Origin of the sequence: Citrobacter portucalensis (assembly GCF_002042885.1) — a bacterium.
Taxonomy (GTDB): Bacteria; Pseudomonadota; Gammaproteobacteria; order Enterobacterales; family Enterobacteriaceae; genus Citrobacter; species Citrobacter portucalensis.
This window is the reverse complement of the sequence record NZ_MVFY01000017.1, coordinates 36,267-59,543: the sequence shown is the minus strand read 5'-3', so window position 1 is coordinate 59,543 and position 23,277 is coordinate 36,267. Positions and strand designations below refer to the sequence as shown.

Sequence of the window (23,277 nt, the reverse complement as noted above, 5' to 3'; positions counted from 1 at the left end):
TCCCGGAGGAGACAACGCATGAAAGGTATCATTCTGGCGGGTGGCTCAGGTACTCGCCTGTATCCCATTACGCGTGGCGTATCGAAGCAGCTATTGCCTATTTACGATAAGCCGATGATTTACTACTCGTTATCAGTATTGATGCTGGCGGGAATTCGCGAAATCCTGATTATCACTACACCGGAAGATAAAGGCTATTTCCAGCGCTTACTGGGCGATGGATCTGAGTTCGGCATTGAATTGCACTATGCTGAGCAACCCAGTCCGGATGGATTAGCACAGGCGTTTATCATTGGTGAAACGTTCCTTAACGGTGAACCATCATGTCTGGTGTTAGGAGACAATATCTTCTTTGGTCAGGGATTCAGTCCAAAACTGCGTCACGTAGCCGCCAGAACGCAAGGCGCGACGGTGTTTGGTTACCAGGTGATGGATCCTGAACGTTTTGGTGTCGTGGAGTTTGACGACAATTTTCGAGCTATCTCGCTGGAAGAGAAACCGAAAGCTCCAAAATCCAACTGGGCAGTGACTGGTCTCTATTTCTATGACAGCAAGGTGGTGGAATATGCAAAACGCGTAAAACCTTCTGAGCGTGGGGAGCTGGAGATTACGTCTATCAACCAGATGTATCTTGATGACGGACATCTGACGGTAGAATTGCTCGGGCGTGGCTTTGCCTGGCTGGATACCGGTACGCACGACAGTCTTATCGAAGCGAGCACGTTTGTGCAGACGGTGGAAAAACGTCAGGGCTTTAAAATAGCCTGTCTGGAAGAAATCGCCTGGCGTAACGGTTGGCTGGATGACGAAGGCGTGAAGCGTGCTGCCAGTTCACTGGCCAAAACGGGTTATGGTCAATACCTGCTGGAGCTGCTCCGTGCTCGTCCGCGCCAGTATTGAGCCGCTTAGCTGGGAAAATACGTTCTTTGGCGTGAATAGCGCCATTGTGCGTTTTGACCAACACGCGCCGGTTCTGACTGCGGATATGTTGCAGCCCTGGTCGCGGGTACAGGCAAAAATTCCTGCCGCCAATACCCATGAATTAGACGCCCTGCAACAGTTGGGCTTCTCACTGGTTGAAGGTGAAGTGGATTTTGTGCTGCCGGTGATGTGTGCGCATGGCGACCCCGGTGCGCAGATCGCACAAACTACGGATATCCCTGCATTACGCCAACTAGCAGGGCAGGCGTTCGCGCAAAGTCGTTTTCGTACCCCGTGGTATGCCGCAGATGCCAGCACGCGTTTTTATGCGCAGTGGATTGAAAACGCGGTGCTGGGGACGTTCGATCATCAATGCCTCGTTTTTCGTACACCGGCAGGTGATATTCGTGGCTATGTCTCGCTGCGTGAACTGAATGCGACCGATGCGCGAATTGGCCTGCTGGCCGGGCGTGGGGCGGGAGCAGAACTGATGCAGGCTGCCCTTTGCTGGGCGCAGGCTCGCGGTAAAAAAACATTGCGCGTGGCGACCCAAATGGGCAATACCGCCGCGCTTAAACGTTATATACACAGTGGTGCGAATGTGGAAAGCACCGCGTATTGGTTATACAGGTGACACGATGATTCCATTTAACGCACCGCCGGTGGTGGGCACTGAACTCGATTACATGCAGTCTGCGATGAACAGCGGCAAACTGTGTGGCGACGGTGGTTTTACCCGTCGCTGCCAACAGTGGCTGGAACAGCATTTTGGCAGCGAGAAAGTATTGCTGACGCCTTCCTGCACCGCATCGCTTGAGATGGCGGCATTGCTGCTGGATATCCAGCCTGGCGATGAAGTCATTATGCCGAGCTATACGTTTGTCTCCACGGCCAATGCTTTCGTGCTGCGCGGCGCGAAAATTGTCTTTGTTGATATCCGGCCGGATACCATGAACATTGACGAAACGCTGATTGAAGCGGCGATCACCGACAAGACCCGCGCTATCGTTCCGGTGCATTACGCGGGCGTAGCCTGTGAAATGGATACCATCATGGCGCTGGCGACCAAACATAACCTGTTTGTCGTGGAAGATGCGGCCCAGGGCGTCATGTCGACTTACAAAGGTCGTGCGCTGGGGACGATTGGTCACATCGGTTGCTTTAGCTTCCATGAGACCAAAAACTATACCGCAGGCGGTGAAGGTGGTGCGACGCTGATTAATGATAAAAAATTAGTCGAACGTGCAGAGATCATCCGTGAAAAAGGAACTAACCGCAGCCAGTTTTTCCGCGGTCAGGTGGATAAGTATACCTGGCGTGATATTGGCTCCAGCTATCTGATGTCCGATCTGCAGGCTGCCTATCTGTGGGCACAACTGGAAGCGGCTGACCGTATTAACCAGCAGCGTCTGGCGCTGTGGCAGAACTACTATGATGCTCTCGAACCGCTGGCGCGTGCCGGACGCATTGATCTGCCTTCTGTCCCGGAAAACTGCGTGCAGAATGCCCATATGTTTTATATCAAGCTGCGCGATATCGACGATCGCACGGCGTTGATTAACTTCTTGAAAGAAGCTGAAATTATGGCGGTGTTCCACTATATCCCGCTACATGATTGTCCGGCTGGCGATAAATTCGGCGTATTTGCCGGTGTTGATCGTTTCACCACTAAAGAGAGCGAGCGTCTGCTGCGCTTGCCGCTGTTTTACAACCTGTCGCCAGTAAACCAGCGAACGGTCATTTCGACCTTACTCAACTACTTCGCCTGATATGTCGCTTGCTAAAGCGTCCTTATGGACGGCAGCCAGTACGCTGGTAAAAATTGGTGCAGGTTTGCTGGTCGTGAAGCTGCTGGCGGTGTCGTTTGGCCCGGCAGGCGTGGGGCAGGCGGGTAACTTCCGCCAGATGGTCACCGTGCTTGGTGTCCTGGCTGGGGCCGGCATTTTCAACGGCGTCACGAAATATGTTGCGCAGCACCATGACGATCCGACCCGGCTCCGTAAGGTAGTCGGTACATCTTCCGCGATGGTGCTGGGATTCTCTACGCTGATGGCGGTGATTTTTCTGCTGGCGGCCGCGCCAATCAGTCAGGGATTGTTTGGCCATACTCATTATCAGGGGCTGGTAAGACTGGTTGCGCTGGTGCAAATGGGTATTGCCTGGGCGAACCTGCTGCTGGCGTTGATGAAGGGCTTTCGCGATGCGGCGGGTAACGCGCTGTCGTTGATTGTGGGTAGCCTGGTAGGCGTGGTGGCTTATTATGGCTGTTATCGCCTGGGAGGGTATGAAGGCGCTTTGCTGGGTCTGGCGTTAGTGCCCGCGTTGGTCGTTATCCCCGCCGCTATTATGCTGATTAAGCGTGGGGCAATTCCCCTGCATTACCTGAAACCCTCGTGGGATAACGGCCTGGCTGGACAGCTAAGCAAGTTTACCCTGATGGCGCTGATTACCTCCGTAACGCTGCCTGTGGCATACGTGATGATGCGAAACCTGCTGGCGGCGCAGTACAGTTGGGATGATGTGGGGATTTGGCAGGGAGTAAGCAGTATCTCTGATGCTTATCTGCAATTCATTACCGCCTCATTCAGCGTTTACTTGCTTCCGACGTTGTCTCGACTGACCGAAAAGCGCGACATTACGCGCGAGGTGGTTAAGTCGCTGAAGTTCGTGTTACCGGCGGTTGCCGCAGCGAGCTTTACTGTTTGGTTGCTGCGTGATTTTGCGATCTGGCTGCTTTTCTCCGCAAAATTCACCGCCATGCGCGATCTGTTTGCCTGGCAACTGGTCGGCGATGTACTGAAAGTTGGGGCGTATGTCTTTGGGTATCTGGTGATCGCGAAAGCATCGCTGCGGTTTTATATTTTGGCTGAAATTAGCCAGTTCATGTTATTGACGGTGTTTGCTCACTGGCTGATCCCTGCACACGGTGCGCTGGGAGCGGCACAGGCTTATATGGCAACGTACATCGTCTATTTTTCTCTTTGTTGTGGCGTGTTTTTACTCTGGCGTAGGCGGGCATGACTGTACTGATTCACGTTCTGGGATCGGATATCCCTCACCATAACCAAACCGTGTTGCGGTTTTTCAACGACTCGCTGGCCGCGACGAGCGAGCATGCGCGCACGTTTATGGTTGCCGGTCAGGATGCGGGACTCAGTGAGAGCTGCCCGGCGTTATCGCTAAGCTTCTACAGCGGGAAAAAGGCGCTTGCTGACGCTGTGATCGCGAAAGCAAAAGCGGATCGCCAACAGCGTTTCTTCTTCCACGGTCAGTTCAACACCAGCCTGTGGCTGGCGCTGCTGAGTGGCGGGATTAAACCGGCGCAGTTTTACTGGCATATCTGGGGCGCTGATTTATACGAAGTCTCCAGTGGACTGAAATTCCGCCTGTTTTACCCGATTCGCCGCATGGTGCAGAATCGTGTGGGCTGCGTGTTTGCCACACGGGGCGATTTACGTTATTTCGCCGAGCAACATCCCCGTGTGCGGGGTGAGTTGCTCTATTTCCCAACGCGAATGGATCCTTCACTCAATAACATGAGCAATGATTGCCAGCGCAGCGGCAAGATGACGGTGCTGGTTGGCAACTCTGGCGATCGCAGCAATGAGCATGTTGCCGCGCTTCGCGCCGTCCATCAGCAGTTTGGTGACACGGTGAATGTGATTGTGCCGATGGGTTATCCCGCCAATAATGCGGCCTATATCGACGAGGTTCGCCAGGCTGGCCTGGCGTTATTTAGCGCAGATAATCTGCAAATTTTGAGTGAAAAGCTGGAATTTGATGCCTATCTAACATTATTGCGGCAGTGTGATTTGGGTTACTTTATTTTTGCCCGTCAACAGGGAATCGGTACCCTGTGTTTGCTGATCCAGGCGGGTATCCCATGCGTGCTCAACCGTGAAAATCCCTTCTGGCAGGATATGGTGGAACAAAATCTTCCGGTGTTATTTACCACTGATGATCTCAATGAAGGCGTCGTACGTGAAGCGCAGCGCCAGTTGGCATCGGTAGATAAAAATACTATTACCTTCTTTAGCCCGAATTATCTGCAGCCGTGGCACAACGCGCTGCGCATTGCTTCAGGAGAAACCGTATGAGCCTGATGCAATTCAGCGGTCTTCTGGTGGTCTGGCTGCTCTCCACCTTGTTTATCGCCACGCTGACCTGGTTTGAGTTCCGCCGCGTGCGTTTTAACTTCAATGTTTTCTTCTCATTGTTGTTCTTGCTGACGTTCTTCTTCGGATTCCCGTTAACCAGCATCCTGGTGTTCCGCTTTGATGTGGCAGTGGCTCCGCCCGAGATCCTTCTACAGGCCTTGCTGTCAGCCGCCTGTTTCTATGCCGTCTACTACGTGACGTATAAAACGCGCTTGCGCAAACGAGTAGATGATAAGCCGCGCAGGCCGCTGTTTACCATCAATCGCGTTGAAGCCCATTTGACCTGGGTTATCCTGATGGCGATTGCGTTGGTGAGCGTGGGCATCTTCTTTATGCACAACGGATTCCTGCTGTTCAGACTGCAATCCTATAGCCAGATTTTTTCCAGTGAAGTCTCTGGCGTCGCTCTGAAGCGTTTCTTCTACTTCTTCATTCCGGCAATGCTGGTGGTTTATTTCCTGCGTCAGGACAGCAAAGCGTGGGTGTTCTTCCTCGTGAGTACCGTCGCGTTTGGTTTGCTGACCTATATGATTGTGGGTGGGACGCGCGCCAATATCATTATCGCGTTTGCCATCTTCTTGTTTATCGGCATTATTCGCGGCTGGATTTCGCTGTGGATGTTGGCCGCTGCAGGCGTGTTGGGCATTGTCGGGATGTTCTGGCTGGCGTTGAAGCGCTACGGAATGAGCGTTAGCGGCGATGAGGCGTTCTATACGTTCCTGTACCTTACGCGCGACACCTTCTCACCGTGGGAGAACCTGGCGCTATTGCTGCAGAATTACCACAATATTGAGTTCCAGGGGCTGGCGCCGATCGTCCGTGACTTCTACGTCTTTATTCCCTCCTGGCTGTGGCCTGGGCGGCCGAGTATTGTACTCAACTCAGCGAACTACTTTACCTGGGAAGTGTTGAACAACCACTCAGGACTGGCGATTTCGCCGACGTTAATTGGTTCACTGGTGGTGATGGGCGGGGCGCTGTTTATACCATTAGGCGCGATTGTTGTTGGGCTCATCATCAAGTGGTTCGACTGGCTGTATGAGCTTGGCAATCGCGAAACCAATCGCTATAAGGCGGCGATTTTGCACAGTTTCTGTTTTGGCGCCATTTTCAATATGATCGTTTTGGCACGTGAAGGGCTGGATTCGTTTGTCTCACGAGTGGTCTTTTTCCTCGTGATTTTCGGCGTTTGCCTACTGGTGGCAAAATTGTTGTTCTGGCTGTTTGATAGCGCGGGACTCATTCATAAACGAATCAAATCGCTGCCCCGGACACAGATTGAAGGATCGTCATGACAGATAACACAACTGCGCCGCTGTATTCGCTGCGCGGATTACAACTGATTGGCTGGCGCGATATGCAACATGCGCTGAATTACCTGTTTGCCGAAGGACACCTCAGGTCAGGAACGCTGGTGGCTATCAACGCTGAGAAGATGCTGACTGCAGAAGATAACCCTGAGGTGAGGGAGCTGATCAACGCCGCGGAGTTCAAGTATGCGGATGGGATTAGCGTGGTGCGTTCGGTGCGCAAAAAATTCCCACAGGCGCAGGTTTCACGCGTGGCCGGAGCTGACCTTTGGGAAGCGCTGATGGCGCGAGCTGGGCAAAACGGAACGCCAGTTTTCCTGGTTGGCGGCAAGCCTGAAGTTCTGGCACAAACAGAAGCAAAACTACGTGCGCAGTGGCGCGTGAACATTGTGGGTAGTCAGGACGGTTATTTTACCCCAGAGCAGCGTCAGGCGTTGTTTGAGCGTATTCACGCCAGCGGTGCGCAAATTGTGACGGTGGCGATGGGCTCGCCAAAACAAGAGATCTTTATGCGTGATTGCCGCAAGACTCACCCTGACGCGCTGTATATGGGCGTAGGGGGCACCTACGACGTCTTTACCGGTCACGTTAAGCGTGCGCCTAAAATCTGGCAAAATCTGGGGCTGGAGTGGCTGTATCGCTTATTGTCGCAGCCGAGCCGTATTACTCGACAACTTCGCTTATTACGCTATCTCCGCTGGCACTATACCGGCAACCTCTGACGCTCTCTCTCCTCTGATAAGTAGCGTGATCTGCTAATTACGCTACTTATTCACAACATAATCGCTGCTTTCTCGCACAATCTATTCATTTTTTGAATGCTTTAATTGCCATTTAAGCGATTTTAGGAAACCATTCGCAACAATCATTGCAGTGCCGTGGTGTTTTTGGCGCCAACCGTAAAGCGGTCGGTGCCGCATGGCCTGTTATGGCATAACAAGATGTACCCATAACGAGAACCGGTAATACCGGACAGCATGCAAACACAACAAGAGGATTTATGGCTGAGAACAAACCTGAGCTACAGCGTGGGCTGGAGGCTCGTCACATCGAATTAATTGCCCTTGGGGGCACTATTGGCGTTGGGCTATTTATGGGGGCCGCCAGTACCCTTAAATGGGCGGGACCTTCGGTTCTGCTGGCGTATATCGTCGCCGGGCTGTTCGTCTTTTTCATCATGCGTTCTATGGGGGAGATGTTATTCCTCGAGCCGGTTGCCGGTTCATTCGCTGTTTACGCTCACCGTTATATGAGCCCCTTCTTTGGCTACCTCACCGCCTGGTCATACTGGTTTATGTGGATGGCGGTGGGGATCTCAGAGATTACCGCCATTGGGGTGTACGTACAGTTCTGGTTCCCGGAAATGGCGCAATGGATACCCGCACTGATCGCGGTCGGACTGGTTGCGTTGGCAAACCTCGCTGCGGTTCGCCTGTATGGTGAAATTGAGTTCTGGTTTGCCATGATTAAAGTGACCACCATCATTGTGATGATCGTCATTGGGGTTGGGGTGATTTTCTTCGGCTTTGGCAATGGCGGCCAGGCGATTGGTTTTGGCAACCTGACCGAGCACGGCGGGTTCTTTGCTGGCGGCTGGAAGGGCTTCTTGACAGCATTGTGTATTGTTGTGGCGTCTTACCAGGGTGTGGAGCTGATCGGAATCACTGCAGGGGAAGCGAAGAATCCACAGGTCACGCTGCGTAGCGCGGTGGGTAAAGTGCTGTGGCGCATTCTGATTTTCTACGTCGGTGCGATTTTTGTCATCGTTACTATTTTCCCGTGGAATGAGATTGGCAGCAACGGCAGCCCGTTTGTGCTCACCTTTGCCAAGATTGGTATTACTGCTGCGGCAGGGATTATTAACTTTGTGGTACTGACGGCGGCGCTGTCTGGCTGTAACAGCGGCATGTACAGCTGTGGGCGTATGCTCTACGCGCTGGCAAAGAATCGCCAGCTTCCTGCCGTTGTTGGAAAAGTATCACGCCATGGCGTGCCGGTTGCCGGAGTAGCTATTTCTATCGCGATCCTGCTGATTGGCTCGTGCCTGAACTACATCATTCCTAACCCGCAGCGCGTGTTTGTTTATGTCTATAGCGCCAGCGTGTTGCCGGGTATGGTGCCGTGGTTTGTGATCCTGATAAGCCAGCTACGTTTCCGTCAGGCGCATAAAGCGGCGATTGCCAGTCATCCATTCCGCTCTATTCTGTTCCCGTGGGCGAATTATTTGACGATGGCGTTCCTGATTTGCGTATTAATTGGCATGTACTTTAATGAAGATACCCGAATGTCGCTTTTTGTTGGCATGGGTTTCTTACTGGCCGTGACGCTCATTTATAAGGTTTTTGGTCTGAATCGTCATGGCACAGCCCATAAATTGCGGGAATAAGCGACAAAACGCACAAACCATGACCAAACGATAATTTATTTTAAAAAAGCACTAGACAGAAGACCGAGACCTCCGTAATATCCAGCCCCGCAACGGCGCTAAGCGCCCGTAGCTCAGCTGGATAGAGCGCTGCCCTCCGGAGGCAGAGGTCTCAGGTTCGAATCCTGTCGGGCGCACCATTTAGTAGGGTGCCAGAGCTGCGGTGGTTTTAATACCGCGTAAAAGATTTGCAGTGGTGGCTATAGCTCAGTTGGTAGAGCCCTGGATTGTGATTCCAGTTGTCGTGGGTTCGAATCCCATTAGCCACCCCATTAATTTAAAGTTGTGAAATGCGAAGGTGGCGGAATTGGTAGACGCGCTAGCTTCAGGTGTTAGTGTCCTTAGGATGTGGGGGTTCGAGTCCCCCCCCTCGCACCACGACTTAAAGAATTGAACTAAAAATTCAAAAAGCAGTAAAACGGCGAGTAGCGCAGCTTGGTAGCGCAACTGGTTTGGGACCAGTGGGTCGGAGGTTCGAATCCTCTCTCGCCGACCAATTTTGAACCCCGCTTCGGCGGGGTTTTTTGTTTTCAGATTTTCCCTTCTTAGCCTGCGCATCTGCGAATTTCCTGAAGTCTTAAAAAGTCCGAATACTTGGTTTTTGCAGTGCAATCGTGGCATGCGTTGTGCAATAATATGCGGGTAGATGCTCATTCCATCTCTTATGTTCGCCATCTGGCCTCATAAACTCAGGAATGATGCAGAGCCGTTTACGGTGCTTATCGTCCACAGACAGATGTCGCTCAGGCCTCATCAAACACCATGGACATAACGTTGAGTGAAGCACCCATTTATGTTGTCATACAGACCTGTTTAACGCCTGCTCCTTACCGAGCGGGCGTTTTTTTATGCATAAACAAAATCCTTCAAGTGACTTCTCGAAGGATTTTGTTTATGCGATTGAAAAATATGTAGGCCCGGTAAGCGAGGCGCCACCGGGCAAGAGGGAATTACTGCGGGGGATTGTTGTTCTGCAGCGTCAACATCAGGCCATCACGGCGCATGGTGGCGGCTTCTTCCGGCTGGTGCAATCTGTCCAGCGCGTCAGCAAGCCAGGCGTAGTCATAGGCATCCGGGCGCTGTTTGAGAGCGGCACGGAAGGCGAGCGTAGCTTCCTGCCATTCCCCATGCTTCATTAACGACTGACCCAGCGTACTCCACAGCAACGGGCGATCGCCCACGGCTTTAATCTGCTGGCGCAGCACTTTTTCTATCTGTTCCGGATTATTGGTTTTCAGACGCGGGATCGGCAGCACCAGGCGGTCATCGTACTGACGTTTCAAACCATCAATGATGACCTGCTGCGCCGTATCGTGATCGTCACACTCAATCAGATGTTCAGCCATCGCCACCTGCAGGGCAACCTGATGACGGGTTTTACGGCTCTGGTTTTTCCACCATGTACGCAGCCCCTCGCTGCCCTGATCGGCGCGGACTTGATCCATCAAGCCAACCCATGCCTGTTGTTCCAGCATGGCGCGGTGCTCATCATCACCCACATGCGCTTTTGCCATGGATGGGATGATATCCAGCAAGGAACTCCATGCGCCGGTGCGAATGTAGGCCTGCTCAGCCAGACGCAGCACTTCCGGATGACGTGGCGTCACTTCCAGCAGTTTGTCTACGCTGTGGCGTGCGGCGTGATTTTCATTACGCGCCAGTTGCAGGCGAACGCGAGCGATTTCTACCGGGATCGTATCATTTCCGGCCAGTTCGGCAGCACGCTCAAGGTGTTGGTTGGCGCGCGCTTCGTCACCGCGCTGCTGAGCCGCTTCCGCCGCCAGCAGGTAATTCACTACCGGCTGTTCTGCATGATCGGCATTTTTCGACATCAGCTTCTCAACCTGCTGATAGTCACCTTCTGCCAGTTTGAGTAGGGCCTGTTCGGTCTGCTTACGGGCGCGACGGCGCTTACGACCCACAAACCACCCACGGGTATGTGCGCCGGTGCGGAAAATTCGGCGCAACAGCCATTCAATCGCAAACAGGACGACCATGGCGACGATCAGGATGATCACCAGGCCCGTCACGCTGGTTTCGATATTGTAGTTATCCGTCTGGATCAGCACGTAACCCTGATGACCGGCTATCATCGGACCGACGACGATCCCGGCGATCAACAGCACAAAGAGCAACAATACTTTTAGCATCATTATTCTCCTTGCGGCGCGGTTGCCGGAGCGTCTGTCGAAGGCGCTGGCGCAGGCGCTGCTGCTACCGGTGCTGTGGCAGGCTGCGCCAGTAAATTACGTACGCGGGTCTGCATTAACTTGTCGAGAATAGCCTGGCTCTGCAGCGTTTCCGGAACATCCATACTGATGCTTTGCTGGCTCAGTTGGTCTACTTCTTCAAGGAACGCTTTGGTCGCTGCATCGTCGGTGTCGTAGTAAGCACGCACCCATGTGGAGACATTTTCCAGCGCCTGGCGGTATGTCTCTTCCTGATGACGCGGCACGGCCTGTGCGGCCACTAACAGACGAGAACGGATGTTCTCACGTAAGTAAACGTCCTGGTTCGGTGCCAGCAGCGGGACGGCGGTTTCATCACGACGACGAATAGTGATGAAGCTGTCCATAAAGTTCTGCCAGCTTTTTTGCAGATTGACGCGCCATTCGCTAATCGAGCTGGAAAGCTCGCTGCTGTCGGAGTCCATTGGTGAATCGTCGGTGTCGTTGTCGGCCAGACGCAGGTTATCAATCTGATTAGAGAGCTGATTCACTTTCAGGATAATGCCGTCATAGTCGACCTGAGTCACCGCGGAGAGGCTCGCGATGTCGTCAGTAATAGCACGTCGCGCGGTAATTAAGCTCGGGTCGTTCATATCTGCCAGACTGGCGTCGGCGCTTTTCAACAGCGCCGCGGCGGTGGTGACGTCCTGATCGCTCCATAATTTACGACCGGCCAGTTTCACCAGAAAATCAGCCTGCGCCAGCAGCCATGTGCCCGCATCGCTGCCGGAGATGGTGGCGACTTTTTGCTGGACCTCATCAAGCTGTTTGACCAGCGCGGCCTGCTGGCGAGTGGCTTCATCCAGCTGTGTTGCCTGCTGTTTAATAATGCCTTCCAGCTCAGCTTTTTGGCTTTCCTGCGCTTTTTGCAGCGCCGTCAGCTGGTTCGCCAGCGCATCGCTGGTTGCCGTTTGTGTTGTTGCCTGTTGTTTCCCCCAGCCGTACAGCCCAACGCCTGCAGCCAGCGCAATAGCAATCGCCACAGCGCTCAGAATCAGCGCCGTGCTGTTCTTACTCTTTTTTTCAGTATTAACTGGCTGTGACGTGGTTTCCACGGCCTCCCTGGTCTCTTCAACCACGGCGGAGGATTTTTCTTGTTCCGTCATTATGGCATCCCATTATGAGAGTTATTGTAATGCGCGTAGTAGCGCATCGTTGTCGGCGTTATCAGCGACCTTAATATCTTGCCAGCCCAATTCCCGGGCGAGGTGCGCCAGACGCTCACTGACGACCAACAGCCGACAGCGTAGTAACCAGTGCTCACGATACCACTGCGGAATGAGCGACCAGAGCTGTTGTAGCATCTCTCCGCTGGTGACAACCACCGTGGTTACGCCACGGGATTGCCAGCGCATCGCTTCTTCCGCACCATCGTAATGTTTTGCACTGCGTTGATAACATTCACAAAAATCGACATCGGCTCCGCGTGCCGTTAGGGTTTCACCTATCAGCTCCCGGCCACCGTTGCCGCGTAATATAAGCGCGCGTTTTCCCGCAATATTTTGTAATTCAGGTAATTGTAGCAAGACTTCGCTAATTTCCCGATCCAGAGGGTAGTGAATATTGAAGCCGCTAACAGTATGCAGCGCCAGCGCCGTTGTACGGCCAATGGCAAAATAACGTGGAAGGGATGGCCAGCTTTTCTCTTGCTGGCGAAGTTCGGCATCTGCAAAGGTAACGGCGTGCTGCGAGAGGGCGAAGACCAGATCGTTCTCCGTCAGCGCCGACAGTCGGGAAGCAACCGTTGCCAGTTCCCGACCAGGTGAAAACTCGATGAGCGGAAAACTCCAGGCCACCTGCCCCAGTGTGCGCAGTCGGCTCACTAACTCTTCCCCTGCGGGAGACGGGCGGGTGACCAGAATACTCATGCGGGGGCTTCTCCGTTATAAACTTCCGCCAGAATGGCGCGCGCACCGTTCTCCAGCAGTTCTTCTGCCAGAGAGATACCCATCTGTTCGGCATCCTGTGTGGCGCCGCGACGTTCTCCGCATACCATCTGTGAACCGTCAGGCGCGCCGACCAACGCACGTAGCCAAATCTCACCGTCGATGATTTCGGCATAGCTACCAATAGGTACCTGACATCCCCCTTCCAGGCGGGTGTTCATGGCGCGTTCTGCTTTGACGCGTAGCGCGGTCTCTTCATGGTTGAGAGGCGCTAACAGTGCCTGAGTGCGCATATCATCCAGTCGACATTCTATGCCTACTGCGCCTTGCCCGACAGCGGGCAGGGAGACTTCCGGCGGCAGAGCGGTGCGGACTCGCGACTCAAGACCTAAACGTTTTAATCCGGCGACCGCCAGAATAATGGCGTCATAATCGCCGTTATCCAGTTTGCTGAGGCGCGTGCCTACGTTGCCGCGCAGCGAACGGATGACGAGATCCGGGCGACGCTTCGCCAACTGGCACTGGCGGCGCAAACTGGATGTCCCGACGATGCTGCCTGCGGGGAGTTCATCCAGAGAGTTGTACTTATTTGAGACGAAAGCATCACGCGGATCCTCTCGCTCACAAATGGTGACCAGTCCAAGACCGTCAGGGAATTCAACCGGCACATCCTTCATGGAATGCACAGCGATATCGGCGCGTTTTTCCAGCAGCGCGACTTCCAGCTCTTTAACAAACAACCCTTTCCCCCCGACCTTCGCCAGCGGGGTATCAAGGATCACATCGCCACGGGTTACCATAGGAACCAGTTCCACGATCAGACCGGGGTGGTTTGCCATTAAGGCGTCTTTGACATAATGTGCCTGCCAGAGCGCAAGGGGGCTTTGGCGTGTGGCAATTCTCAAAACATTGTCTAACATGCTTGTTACCGTCATTATCAATCATTGACCATCCTAACATCCTTATCAAAGGGATGTCAGCGTTACGCTCAAACGTAAGTGAGAGGAAAAGGCGCTGCATCATCACTGGCAGTGAATAATGACGAGAAACCTCCCGACCGTATGAAGGAATTTACACGTAACGAACGGTGCTACACTTGTATGTAGCGCATCTTTCTTTACGGTCAATGAGCAAGGTGTTAAATTGATCACGTTTTAGACCATTTTTTCGGCTGTACAGCATAAAAAAATATGGGCGAAAAACAGGTAACGGTTATTTTTGACATACGGTTTATCCGAATTGATGGCGATTATTGTGAGCGCTTGCGCCGCGGCAATCGACAACATGACGGATAGCAACATCAGGCGATACGTCTTGTACCTCTATATTGAGACTCTGAAACAGAGACTGGATGCCATAAATCAACTGCGTGTGGATCGCGCGCTTGCTGCCATGGGACCTGCCTTCCAGCAGGTATACAGTCTGCTGCCGACATTATTGCACTACCACCATCCGCTGATGCCGGGTTACCTCGATGGTAACGTTCCCAAAGGCATATGCTTTTACACGCCTGATGAAACCCAACGCCACTACCTGAACGAACTGGAACTGTACCGCGGTATGTCGCCGCAGGATCCTCCCAAGGGCGAACTGCCGATCACCGGCGTTTACTCAATGGGCAGCACCTCTTCGGTAGGGCAAAGCTGTTCCTCTGACCTTGATATCTGGGTCTGCCATCAATCCTGGCTGGATAGCGAAGAGCGCCAGCTGCTGCAGCGTAAATGCAGCCTGCTGGAAAGCTGGGCCGCCTCGCTGGGCGTGGAGGTCAGTTTCTTCCTGATTGATGAAAACCGTTTCCGTCACAATGAAAGCGGCAGTCTGGGTGGTGAAGACTGTGGCTCGACGCAGCATATCCTGTTGCTTGATGAATTCTATCGCACCGCTGTGCGCCTCGCGGGTAAACGTATTCTGTGGAATATGGTGCCTGGCGACGAAGAAGAGCATTACGACGATTACGTCATGACGCTCTACGCGCAGGGGGTGCTAACGCCAAACGAATGGCTGGATCTCGGCGGACTCAGTTCGCTTTCCGCCGAAGAGTACTTTGGCGCCAGCCTCTGGCAGTTGTACAAGAGTATCGACTCCCCGTACAAAGCGGTGCTGAAAACGCTGCTGCTGGAAGCCTATTCCTGGGAATACCCAAATCCACGCCTGTTGGCGAAAGATATTAAACAGCGCCTGCACGATGGCGAGATCGTCTCTTTTGGTCTCGACCCTTACTGCATGATGCTGGAGCGCGTTACCGAGTACCTCACGGCGATCGAAGATCCGACGCGCCTGGATTTAGTGCGTCGATGTTTCTACTTAAAAGTGTGTGAGAAACTGAGCCGTGAGCGCGCCTGCGTGGGCTGGCGTCGTGAAGTATTAAGTCAGTTAGTGAAAGAGTGGGGCTGGGATGACGCCCGTCTGACCATGCTGGATAACCGCGCTAACTGGAAGATTGACCAGGTACGCGAAGCGCATAACGAACTGCTCGATGCGATGATGCAGAGCTATCGTAATCTGATCCGCTTTGCGCGGCGCAATAACCTCAGCGTCAGCGCCAGCCCGCAGGATATCGGCGTGCTGACCCGTAAGCTGTATGCCGCGTTTGAAGCGTTGCCGGGTAAAGTCACGCTGGTGAACCCACAGATATCTCCGGATCTCTCGGAACCGAATCTGACCTTTATCCATGTACCGCCGGGTCGTGCCAACCGTTCAGGTTGGTATCTCTACAACCGCGCACCGAACATGGACTCGATCATTAGCCATCAGCCGCTGGAATATAACCGCTATCTAAATAAGCTGGTGGCGTGGGCCTGGTTCAACGGCCTGCTGACCTCGCGTACGCATTTGTTTATTAAGGGCAACGGCATTGTTGATTTGCCGAAGCTGCAGGAAATGGTCGCCGACGTATCGCACCACTTCCCGCTGCGGCTGCCTGCACCAACGCCGAAAGCGCTCTATAGCCCATGCGAAATTCGCCATCTGGCGATTATCGTTAACCTCGAATATGACCCAACGGCAGCGTTTCGCAATCAGGTGGTGCATTTTGATTTCCGTAAGCTGGACGTCTTCAGCTTTGGCGAAGAGCAAAATTGCCTGGTAGGAAGCGTCGACCTGCTGTACCGCAACTCGTGGAATGAAGTGCGTACGCTGCACTTCAACGGCGAGCAGGCGATGATTGAAGCGTTAAAAACGATTCTGGGCAAAATGCACCAGGATGCCGCGCCGCCAGATAGCGTCGAGGTGTTCTGCTATAGCCAGCATCTGCGCGGTTTAATTCGCACCCGCGTCCAGCAACTGGTGTCTGAGTGCATCGAATTACGCCTCTCCAGCACCCGTCAGGAAACCGGACGTTTCAAAGCGCTGCGTGTTTCCGGCCAGACGTGGGGATTGTTCTTCGAGCGCCTGAACGTTTCGGTACAGAAGCTGGAAAACGCAATTGAATTCTATGGCGCGATTTCACATAACAAACTGCACGGGCTTTCCGTCCAGGTTGAGACCAACCATGTGAAACTTCCGTCGGTGGTCGACGGTTTTGCCAGCGAAGGGATTATTCAGTTCTTTTTCGAAGAAACGGGTGATGAGCAGGGCTTTAATATCTACATTCTGGACGAAAGCAATCGGGCTGAGGTGTATCACCACTGCGAAGGTAGCAAAGAGGAGTTAGTACGCGACGTCAGCCGTTTCTACTCATCGTCGCACGATCGTTTTACCTACGGCTCCAGCTTCATCAACTTTAACCTGCCGCAGTTCTATCAGATTGTGAAAACCGACGGGCGCGCGCAGGTGATTCCGTTCCGCACCCAGCCGATTAGCGCCGTTCCGCCAGCCAGTCAGGACAACGACACGCCGCTGTTACAGCAGTATTTCTCGTGAGTTAACTTGCCCGGTGGCGCGACGCTTACCGGGCTAAAGTAGGCCGGATAAGCAAAGCGCATCCGGCACTAAAGCTTAGCGGAAGCTCACCTCTTCACCCGCCTGCTGCGTTGCCGCTTGTTCCAACAGATCCCAGAACGTTTCGCCGCTTCGGTCGCAGATCCATTCGTCGCCTTTCAGGTCAAAGTGGTAGCCGCCCTGTTTGGTCGCCAGCCACACCTGGTGGAGCGGCTCCTGACGGTTAATGATAATTTTGCTGCCGTTTTCGAAGCTGATGGTCAGCACGCCGCCGTTGATCTCACAATCGATATCGCTGTCGCCATCCCAGTCATCCAGACGTTCTTCAATGGTCATCCAAAGGGTGTCAGCAAGGCGATGAAATTCACTGTCGTTCATTTTCTTATCCTATTTTTCGTGATGCCCGCAGTATAACGTGGAATAAATCGCGATGCAGTTTTTAGCCAAACTCTTGCTTTTACGCCTTCTCCTGCGATGATAGAAAACAGAAAGCATGAACTTTACAGGCAATCCATAATGAAAAACGTGTTAAAGCCACTCGCTGTCATTTTTACTCTGTTCAGCCTGACGGGCTGTGGGTTAAAAGGCCCGCTCTATTTCCCGCCAGCTGATAAAACCGCGCCGCCTCCGACCAAGAGCGTTCAGCCGCAATCGCAATCCACCACGCCAGAGAAAAACGATCGTGGGATTAGTGATGGGCCTTCTCAGGTGAATTACTAACGGCAGGAATAGATTTTACATTTCTGTACCCGCGTGAACGGAGTGAATGATGCAATTCTCTAAAATGCATGGCCTTGGCAACGATTTTATGGTCGTCGACGCGGTAACGCAGAATGTCTTTTTCTCACCAGAGCTGATCCGCCGCCTGGCCGACAGACATCTCGGCGTTGGATTTGATCAACTGCTGGTGGTTGAGCCTCCGTATGATCCGGAGCTGGATTTCCACTACCGTATTTTTAATGCCGACGGCAGTGAAGTGTCACAGTGTGGCAATGGTGCCCGCTGTTTTGCCCGTTTTGTTCGCCTGAAAGGGCTGACCAATAAACGTGATATTCGCGTCAGTACCGCGAATGGTCGTATGGTATTAACCGTAACCGACGACGAGCTGGTGCGGGTGAATATGGGCGAACCCAATTTTGAACCCTCGCAGGTTCCTTTTCGCGCTAACAAAGCAGAGAAGACCTATATTATGCGCGCGGCCGAACAGACAGTATTGTGCGGCGTGGTTTCAATGGGGAACCCGCACTGCGTGATTCAGGTTGATGATGTTGATACGGCCACGGTAGAAACACTGGGACCGGTTCTGGAAAGCCACGAACGCTTCCCTGAACGCGCCAATATCGGATTTATGCAGGTGGTAAAACGCGAGCATATCCGACTGCGCGTCTATGAGCGCGGCGCGGGTGAAACGCAGGCCTGCGGCAGCGGTGCGTGCGCTGCCGTTGCGGTCGGTATCCAGCAGGGTCTGCTGGCGGAAGAAGTGAGGGTGGAATTACCGGGCGGTCGACTTGATATCGCCTGGAAAGGTCCGGGTCATCCGTTGTATATGACTGGCCCGGCGGCACATGTCTACGACGGATTTATTCACTTATGAAGCAACCAGGGGAAGAACTACAGGAAACGCTCATGGAGCTGGACGACCGGGCGGTCGTCGATTACCTGCAACGTAATCCTGAGTTTTTTATCCGTAATGCCCAGGCCGTTGAAGCGATGCGAGTTCCGCACCCAGTGCGGGGCACGGTCTCTTTAGTGGAATGGAATATGGCGCGGGCACGTAATCATATTAACGTGCTGGAAGAGAACATGGCGTTGTTGATGGAACAAGCCAACGCCAATGAAAGCCTGTTCTATCGTCTGTTAAATCTGCAAGGGCGGCTGGTGTCGGCCAGCAGTCTTGACGACATGCTGATGCGATTTCATCGCTGGGCGCGTGAGTTAGGGCTGGCCGGAGCGACGGTTCGTCTGTTCCCGGATCGCTGGCGACTTGGCGCGCCATCAAAATTCACCCATCTGGCATTAAGCCGTCAGGCTTTTGAACCGCTGCGTATCCAGCGTCTGGGTCAGTCACAGCACTATCTTGGGCCGCTCAATGGTCCGGAATTGCTGGTCATGATGCCGGAGGCGAAAGCCATAGGCTCGGTGGCGATGTCGATGCTCGGGCAAGATGGCTCTTTGGGCGTGATGCTGTTTAGCAGCCGTGACGTTAATCATTACCAGCAGGGGCAAGGCACGCAATTGCTGCAGGAAATCTCGCTGATGTTGCCGGAACTGCTGGAGCGCTGGATTGAACGCGTATGACCGATTCACCCCTTTCTCAGGATGTGGCGCGCTTTTTGCGCTATCTGGGCGTTGAGCGTCAGCTTAGCCCGGTCACATTGCTTAATTATCAGCGTCAGCTTGATGCCATCATTGCGTTATCCGGAGAGACCGGTCTGCAAAGCTGGCAACAATGTGATGCTGCGATGGTACGTAGTTTTGCTGTTCGCAGCCGTCGTAAAGGACTGGGGCCGGCGAGTCTGGCACTGCGTCTCTCCGCGTTACGCAGTTTCTTCGATTGGCTGGTTAATCAGGGCGAGCTGAAAGCTAATCCGGCAAAAAGCGTTTCCGCGCCGAAAGCACCGCGTCATCTCCCTAAAAATATCGATGTCGACGATGTTAATCGTCTGCTGGATATCGATCTCAACGATCCCCTTGCTGTGCGCGATAGAGCAATGCTGGAAGTGATGTACGGCGCGGGTCTGCGTTTATCTGAGTTGGTTGGGCTGGATATTAAACATCTCGACCTCGACACCGGCGAAGTGTGGGTGATGGGTAAGGGCAGTAAAGAGCGTCGTCTGCCGATTGGCCGCAACGCGGTGGCTTGGATTGAGCACTGGCTGGATCTACGCGGGCTATTTGGCAGCGATGACGATGCGCTATTTCTGTCCAAACTGGGCAAACGTATCTCGGCGCGTAACGTGCAGAAACGATTTGCTGAATGGGGTATCAAGCAGGGGCTGAACAGCCACGTACATCCCCACAAATTGCGTCACTCCTTTGCGACGCATATGCTTGAGTCGAGCGGCGATCTGCGCGGAGTGCAGGAGTTATTGGGGCATGCCAATCTCTCCACGACCCAAATCTATACCCATCTTGATTTTCAACACCTGGCTTCAGTGTACGATGCGGCGCATCCGCGCGCCAAACGGGGGAAATAATGCGTTTTTACCGGCCTTTGGGGCGCATTTCTGCGCTCACCTTTGACCTTGATGACACCCTTTACGATAACCGTCCCGTTATCAAACGCACCGAGCAGGAAGCGCTCGCGTTTGTACAGAATTACCACCCGGCGTTGAATTCGCTGCAAAATAGCGACCTACAGCGCTTACGTCAGGCCGTTCGCGACGCTGAGCCGGAAATCTACCACGATGTTACCCAATGGCGTCACCGTGCCGTAGAGCGCGCTATGCTGGAGGCGGGGTTGTCAGCGGCAGAAGCCAGAATGGGGGCGAATGCGGCGATGATGAATTTTGCCAAATGGCGTAGCCGCATTGAAGTCCCGCAGACGACGCATGACACGCTGAAGGCGCTGGCCCGCAAATGGCCGCTGGTGGCGATCACCAACGGTAACGCGCAGCCGGAACTGTTTGGCCTGGGTGATTACTTTGAGTTTGTGCTGCGTGCCGGTCCCGACGGGCGATCAAAACCGTTTAGCGACATGTACACGTTGGCGGCGGAAAAACTGAAAATGCCTGTGGGTGAGATTCTGCACGTGGGTGATGACCTGACGACGGACGTCGCGGGCGCCATCCGTTGTGGTATGCAGGCATGCTGGATCAAACCGGAAAATGCCGACCTGATGCAAACCGCAGACAGTCGTTTGCTTCCGCATATCGAAATTTCACAGTTGGCATCTCTAACCTCGCTGATATAATCACCAGCAGAACTCTGTATATATACCCAGCTTTTTGGCGGATGGCGCTACGCTTATCCGCCTTACCTACTTTTACGCGGCGGTGCCAATGGACGTTTCTTACCTGCTCGACAGCCTTAATGATAAACAGCGTGAAGCGGTGGCCGCGCCACGCAGCAACATGCTGGTTCTGGCAGGCGCGGGGAGTGGTAAAACGCGCGTGCTGGTGCACCGTATCGCCTGGTTACTGACGGTTGAGAACAACTCGCCGTACTCCATTATGGCGGTGACCTTTACCAACAAAGCGGCGGCGGAAATGCGCCACCGTATCGGCCAGATCATGGGAACCAGCCAGGGCGGTATGTGGGTAGGTACATTCCACGGTCTGGCCCACCGTCTGCTGCGCGCACACCATATGGATGCGAACCTGCCGCAGGATTTTCAGATCCTCGACAGTGAAGACCAACTGCGTTTGCTCAAGCGTCTGATCAAGGCGATGAACCTTGATGAGAAGCAGTGGCCGCCGCGTCAGGCGATGTGGTTCATCAACAGCCAGAAAGACGAAGGGCTGCGTCCGCATCATCTGCAAAGCTACGGCAACCCGGTTGAGCAAACCTGGCAGAAAGTGTATCAGGCTTACCAGGAAGCGTGTGACCGCGCGGGGCTGGTGGATTTCGCCGAGCTGCTGCTGCGCGCCCACGAGCTGTGGCTCAACAAACCGCATATCCTGCAGCACTACCGCGAACGTTTTACCAATATCCTGGTGGACGAATTTCAGGATACCAACAACATTCAGTACGCGTGGATCCGCCTGCTGGCGGGCGATACCGGCAAGGTAATGATCGTCGGCGATGACGATCAGTCAATCTACGGCTGGCGCGGAGCGCAGGTGGAGAACATCCAGCGCTTCCTCACGGATTTCCCCGGCGCAGAAACTATTCGCCTGGAGCAGAACTACCGCTCGACTAACAATATCCTCAGCGCGGCCAACGCCCTGATTGAAAACAACAACGGGCGTCTGGGTAAAAAGCTGTGGACCGACGGCGTCGACGGCGAACCGATCTCGCTGTACTGCGCGTTCAACGAACTCGATGAAGCGCGCTTTGTGGTCAATCGTATCAAGACCTGGCAGGACAACGGTGGTGCGCTGGAGCAATGCGCTATTCTTTATCGCAGCAACGCCCAGTCGCGCGTACTGGAAGAGGCGTTGTTACAGGCCAGCATGCCGTATCGGATTTATGGCGGGATGCGCTTCTTCGAACGCCAGGAAATCAAAGATGCACTTTCCTACCTGCGTCTGATCGCCAACCGCAATGACGACGCCGCATTTGAGCGCGTGGTGAATACGCCCACCCGCGGGATTGGCGATCGTACTTTGGATGTGGTGCGTCAGACCTCCCGTGACCGCCAGCTAACGTTGTGGCAGGCCTGTCGTGAGCTGTTGCAGGAAAAAGCCCTCGCGGGTCGCGCCGCCAGTGCCTTACAGCGCTTTATGGAGCTGATTGACGCACTGGCCCAGGAGACTGCCGATATGCCGCTGCACGTGCAGACTGACCGGGTGATTAAAGACTCCGGCCTGCGCATGATGTACGAGCAGGAAAAAGGTGAGAAAGGCCAGACGCGTATCGAAAACTTAGACGAACTGGTGACGGCAACGCGCCAGTTCAGCTACAACGAAGAAGACGAAGACTTAATGCCGCTGCAGGCGTTCCTGTCTCACGCTGCGCTGGAAGCGGGCGAAGGGCAGGCGGATACCTGGCAGGACGCGGTACAGTTGATGACGCTGCACTCGGCGAAAGGTCTGGAGTTCCCGCAGGTGTTTATCGTCGGGATGGAAGAAGGTATGTTCCCCAGCCAGATGTCGCTGGACGAAGGTGGTCGCCTCGAAGAAGAGCGCCGCCTGGCTTACGTAGGCGTGACCCGTGCAATGCAAAAGCTGACGCTGACCTACGCCGAAACGCGTCGTCTGTACGGCAAAGAGGTTTACCATCGTCCGTCGCGCTTTATCGGCGAACTGCCGGAAGCGTGCGTTGAAGAGGTTCGCCTGCGCGCCACTGTCAGCCGCCCGGTGAGCCATCAGCGGATGGGCACGCCAATGGCGGAAAATGATACCGGCTACAAGCTCGGCCAGCGCGTGCGCCACGCTAAATTTGGCGAGGGCACCATCGTCAACCTGGAAGGAAGCGGCGAACACAGTCGTTTGCAGGTCGCATTCCAGGGGCAGGGGATCAAATGGCTGGTTGCCGCCTACGCCAGACTGGAAACGGTATGATCGCCTGATGTCGCTGCGCTTATCAGGCCTACGCGGAACGTAATATTTTGATTTGTAGGCCGGATAAGGCGAAGGCGCCATCCGGCTATCTGTCGGTTAATATTCTGAAATCATAGATAAATAATTCCCCTCTGCTAACCTTTCTGTATAAGGGGAAATTATTACTTTTTCGCCATCCGTTGCGTGTTGACGTCAAAATTTTGCTGGCGTAACATGCGCGCACGATTACGCTAAGAGGACATTCGCCTTGGACACACCCAGTAGATACTGGCTCATTATCCTGTCATCCAGGATCAACTCCTAAGGC

Annotated in this window: 21 protein-coding genes and 4 tRNA genes; 20 read left to right on the top strand and 5 right to left on the bottom strand. The window is 53.9% G+C overall.

Going from position 1 to position 23,277, the window contains the following annotated elements; all coding sequences use genetic code 11:
* Window positions 1-18: 18 nt before the first annotated feature.
* The 12 genes from rfbA (at window position 19) to BZK40_RS20575 (ending at window position 9,309) form a co-directional block, all read left to right on the top strand.
* A complete protein-coding gene (gene rfbA / locus BZK40_RS20630) occupies window positions 19-900 on the top strand; it encodes a glucose-1-phosphate thymidylyltransferase RfbA (RefSeq protein WP_079935201.1) in 882 nt (293 codons plus the stop codon).
* On the top strand, window positions 878-1,555 hold the full coding sequence (rffC, locus tag BZK40_RS20625; RefSeq protein WP_079935200.1) for a dTDP-4-amino-4,6-dideoxy-D-galactose acyltransferase: 678 nt from the start codon (window positions 878-880) through the stop codon (window positions 1,553-1,555). The genes rfbA and rffC overlap by 23 nt, the downstream gene beginning before the upstream one ends.
* Before the next feature lie 4 nt (window positions 1,556-1,559).
* Window positions 1,560-2,690 (top strand): dTDP-4-amino-4,6-dideoxygalactose transaminase, encoded by a 1,131-nt coding sequence (gene rffA, locus BZK40_RS20620; protein ID WP_032945690.1) that lies wholly within the window; start codon window positions 1,560-1,562, stop codon window positions 2,688-2,690.
* Between the two features lies 1 nt (window position 2,691).
* The gene (wzxE, locus tag BZK40_RS20615; protein ID WP_003017971.1) at window positions 2,692-3,942 is read left to right on the top strand and encodes a lipid III flippase WzxE; all 1,251 of its coding nucleotides are present in this window, start codon (window positions 2,692-2,694) and stop codon (window positions 3,940-3,942) included.
* Window positions 3,939-5,018 (top strand): TDP-N-acetylfucosamine:lipid II N-acetylfucosaminyltransferase, encoded by a 1,080-nt coding sequence (locus tag BZK40_RS20610; RefSeq protein WP_079935199.1) that lies wholly within the window; start codon window positions 3,939-3,941, stop codon window positions 5,016-5,018. The genes wzxE and BZK40_RS20610 overlap by 4 nt, the downstream gene beginning before the upstream one ends.
* Window positions 5,015-6,373: an ECA oligosaccharide polymerase gene (gene wzyE / locus BZK40_RS20605; protein ID WP_079935198.1), complete on the top strand. Its 1,359-nt coding sequence runs from the start codon at window positions 5,015-5,017 to the stop codon at window positions 6,371-6,373. The genes BZK40_RS20610 and wzyE overlap by 4 nt, the downstream gene beginning before the upstream one ends.
* Complete coding sequence (gene wecG, locus BZK40_RS20600; protein WP_003017964.1) at window positions 6,370-7,110, top strand: lipopolysaccharide N-acetylmannosaminouronosyltransferase; 741 nt, start codon at window positions 6,370-6,372, stop codon at window positions 7,108-7,110. The genes wzyE and wecG overlap by 4 nt, the downstream gene beginning before the upstream one ends.
* A 278-nt stretch (window positions 7,111-7,388) precedes the next feature.
* Window positions 7,389-8,774 carry a bifunctional threonine/serine APC transporter ThrP gene (gene thrP, locus BZK40_RS20595; RefSeq protein WP_003828980.1) on the top strand — a complete coding sequence of 462 codons (1,386 nt, stop codon included), beginning with the start codon at window positions 7,389-7,391 and terminating at the stop codon, window positions 8,772-8,774.
* Window positions 8,775-8,876: 102 nt separating this feature from the next.
* Window positions 8,877-8,953: transfer RNA gene (locus BZK40_RS20590), tRNA-Arg, on the top strand.
* Between the two features lie 56 nt (window positions 8,954-9,009).
* A tRNA-His gene (locus BZK40_RS20585) sits at window positions 9,010-9,085 on the top strand.
* A 20-nt stretch (window positions 9,086-9,105) separates the two neighbouring features.
* Window positions 9,106-9,191: transfer RNA gene (locus tag BZK40_RS20580), tRNA-Leu, on the top strand.
* A gap of 41 nt (window positions 9,192-9,232) precedes the next feature.
* A tRNA-Pro gene (locus tag BZK40_RS20575) sits at window positions 9,233-9,309 on the top strand.
* A 454-nt stretch (window positions 9,310-9,763) separates the two neighbouring features.
* Here BZK40_RS20575 and hemY read toward each other — a convergent pair.
* From hemY to hemC, 4 genes are read right to left on the bottom strand one after another with little or no spacing between them, the layout of a single operon-like run.
* The gene (gene hemY / locus BZK40_RS20570; protein WP_079935197.1) at window positions 9,764-10,963 is read right to left on the bottom strand and encodes a protoheme IX biogenesis protein HemY; all 1,200 of its coding nucleotides are present in this window, start codon (window positions 10,961-10,963) and stop codon (window positions 9,764-9,766) included.
* Between the two features lie 2 nt (window positions 10,964-10,965).
* Window positions 10,966-12,147 (bottom strand): uroporphyrinogen-III C-methyltransferase, encoded by a 1,182-nt coding sequence (hemX, locus tag BZK40_RS20565; RefSeq protein ID WP_008787080.1) that lies wholly within the window; start codon window positions 12,145-12,147, stop codon window positions 10,966-10,968.
* A 21-nt stretch (window positions 12,148-12,168) separates the two neighbouring features.
* Window positions 12,169-12,909, bottom strand: a complete 741-nt coding sequence (hemD, locus tag BZK40_RS20560; RefSeq protein ID WP_003828974.1) for a uroporphyrinogen-III synthase — start codon at window positions 12,907-12,909, stop codon at window positions 12,169-12,171.
* A complete protein-coding gene (gene hemC / locus BZK40_RS20555) occupies window positions 12,906-13,847 on the bottom strand; it encodes a hydroxymethylbilane synthase (protein ID WP_003828972.1) in 942 nt (313 codons plus the stop codon). Before hemC ends, hemD begins: the two co-directional genes overlap by 4 nt.
* A gap of 394 nt (window positions 13,848-14,241) precedes the next feature.
* On the opposite strand from hemC, the gene cyaA reads away from it, so the two are divergent.
* The gene (gene cyaA, locus BZK40_RS20550) at window positions 14,242-16,788 is read left to right on the top strand and encodes a class I adenylate cyclase (protein ID WP_032934207.1); all 2,547 of its coding nucleotides are present in this window, start codon (window positions 14,242-14,244) and stop codon (window positions 16,786-16,788) included.
* A 75-nt stretch (window positions 16,789-16,863) separates the two neighbouring features.
* On the opposite strand, the gene cyaY is transcribed toward cyaA, so the two are convergent.
* Window positions 16,864-17,184, bottom strand: a complete 321-nt coding sequence (gene cyaY, locus BZK40_RS20545; RefSeq protein WP_003828967.1) for an iron donor protein CyaY — start codon at window positions 17,182-17,184, stop codon at window positions 16,864-16,866.
* Between the two features lie 138 nt (window positions 17,185-17,322).
* Here cyaY and lptM point away from each other — a divergent pair, with 138 nt between their 5' ends.
* The 7 genes from lptM to ysgD all read left to right on the top strand — a co-directional run bounded on the left by lptM (window position 17,323) and on the right by ysgD (window position 23,274).
* Window positions 17,323-17,526 carry an LPS translocon maturation chaperone LptM gene (lptM, locus tag BZK40_RS20540; protein WP_003017937.1) on the top strand — a complete coding sequence of 68 codons (204 nt, stop codon included), beginning with the start codon at window positions 17,323-17,325 and terminating at the stop codon, window positions 17,524-17,526.
* Between the two features lie 49 nt (window positions 17,527-17,575).
* Window positions 17,576-18,400 (top strand): diaminopimelate epimerase, encoded by an 825-nt coding sequence (gene dapF, locus BZK40_RS20535; protein ID WP_003017933.1) that lies wholly within the window; start codon window positions 17,576-17,578, stop codon window positions 18,398-18,400.
* A complete protein-coding gene (locus BZK40_RS20530) occupies window positions 18,397-19,104 on the top strand; it encodes a DUF484 domain-containing protein (protein ID WP_079935196.1) in 708 nt (235 codons plus the stop codon). The genes dapF and BZK40_RS20530 overlap by 4 nt, the downstream gene beginning before the upstream one ends.
* Window positions 19,101-20,003 (top strand): tyrosine recombinase XerC, encoded by a 903-nt coding sequence (gene xerC / locus BZK40_RS20525; RefSeq protein WP_048227524.1) that lies wholly within the window; start codon window positions 19,101-19,103, stop codon window positions 20,001-20,003. The genes BZK40_RS20530 and xerC overlap by 4 nt, the downstream gene beginning before the upstream one ends.
* Window positions 20,003-20,719: a 5-amino-6-(5-phospho-D-ribitylamino)uracil phosphatase YigB gene (gene yigB, locus BZK40_RS20520; protein ID WP_079935195.1), complete on the top strand. Its 717-nt coding sequence runs from the start codon at window positions 20,003-20,005 to the stop codon at window positions 20,717-20,719. Before xerC ends, yigB begins: the two co-directional genes overlap by 1 nt.
* Before the next feature lie 88 nt (window positions 20,720-20,807).
* The gene (gene uvrD / locus BZK40_RS20515; RefSeq protein ID WP_003828957.1) at window positions 20,808-22,970 is read left to right on the top strand and encodes a DNA helicase II; all 2,163 of its coding nucleotides are present in this window, start codon (window positions 20,808-20,810) and stop codon (window positions 22,968-22,970) included.
* 247 nt (window positions 22,971-23,217) lie between these two features.
* The gene (gene ysgD / locus BZK40_RS24705; RefSeq protein WP_212723238.1) at window positions 23,218-23,274 is read left to right on the top strand and encodes a YsgD/CorL family protein; all 57 of its coding nucleotides are present in this window, start codon (window positions 23,218-23,220) and stop codon (window positions 23,272-23,274) included.
* The last annotated feature ends 3 nt before the right edge of the window (window positions 23,275-23,277 follow it).

Coding starts and splice junctions, on each gene's coding strand:
- dapF (WP_003017933.1), top strand. CDS start 17,576: ATGCAATTCTCTAAAATGCATGGCCTTGGCAACGATTTTATGGTCGTC.
- BZK40_RS20610 (WP_079935199.1), top strand. CDS start 3,939: ATGACTGTACTGATTCACGTTCTGGGATCGGATATCCCTCACCATAAC.
- thrP (WP_003828980.1), top strand. CDS start 7,389: ATGGCTGAGAACAAACCTGAGCTACAGCGTGGGCTGGAGGCTCGTCAC.
- wzxE (WP_003017971.1), top strand. CDS start 2,692: ATGTCGCTTGCTAAAGCGTCCTTATGGACGGCAGCCAGTACGCTGGTA.
- BZK40_RS20530 (WP_079935196.1), top strand. CDS start 18,397: ATGAAGCAACCAGGGGAAGAACTACAGGAAACGCTCATGGAGCTGGAC.
- uvrD (WP_003828957.1), top strand. CDS start 20,808: ATGGACGTTTCTTACCTGCTCGACAGCCTTAATGATAAACAGCGTGAA.
- hemX (WP_008787080.1), bottom strand. CDS start 12,147: ATGACGGAACAAGAAAAATCCTCCGCCGTGGTTGAAGAGACCAGGGAG.
- rfbA (WP_079935201.1), top strand. CDS start 19: ATGAAAGGTATCATTCTGGCGGGTGGCTCAGGTACTCGCCTGTATCCC.
- hemY (WP_079935197.1), bottom strand. CDS start 10,963: ATGCTAAAAGTATTGTTGCTCTTTGTGCTGTTGATCGCCGGGATCGTC.
- wzyE (WP_079935198.1), top strand. CDS start 5,015: ATGAGCCTGATGCAATTCAGCGGTCTTCTGGTGGTCTGGCTGCTCTCC.
- cyaY (WP_003828967.1), bottom strand. CDS start 17,184: ATGAACGACAGTGAATTTCATCGCCTTGCTGACACCCTTTGGATGACC.
- hemD (WP_003828974.1), bottom strand. CDS start 12,909: ATGAGTATTCTGGTCACCCGCCCGTCTCCCGCAGGGGAAGAGTTAGTG.
- lptM (WP_003017937.1), top strand. CDS start 17,323: ATGAAAAACGTGTTAAAGCCACTCGCTGTCATTTTTACTCTGTTCAGC.
- hemC (WP_003828972.1), bottom strand. CDS start 13,847: ATGTTAGACAATGTTTTGAGAATTGCCACACGCCAAAGCCCCCTTGCG.
- rffA (WP_032945690.1), top strand. CDS start 1,560: ATGATTCCATTTAACGCACCGCCGGTGGTGGGCACTGAACTCGATTAC.
- xerC (WP_048227524.1), top strand. CDS start 19,101: ATGACCGATTCACCCCTTTCTCAGGATGTGGCGCGCTTTTTGCGCTAT.
- wecG (WP_003017964.1), top strand. CDS start 6,370: ATGACAGATAACACAACTGCGCCGCTGTATTCGCTGCGCGGATTACAA.
- yigB (WP_079935195.1), top strand. CDS start 20,003: ATGCGTTTTTACCGGCCTTTGGGGCGCATTTCTGCGCTCACCTTTGAC.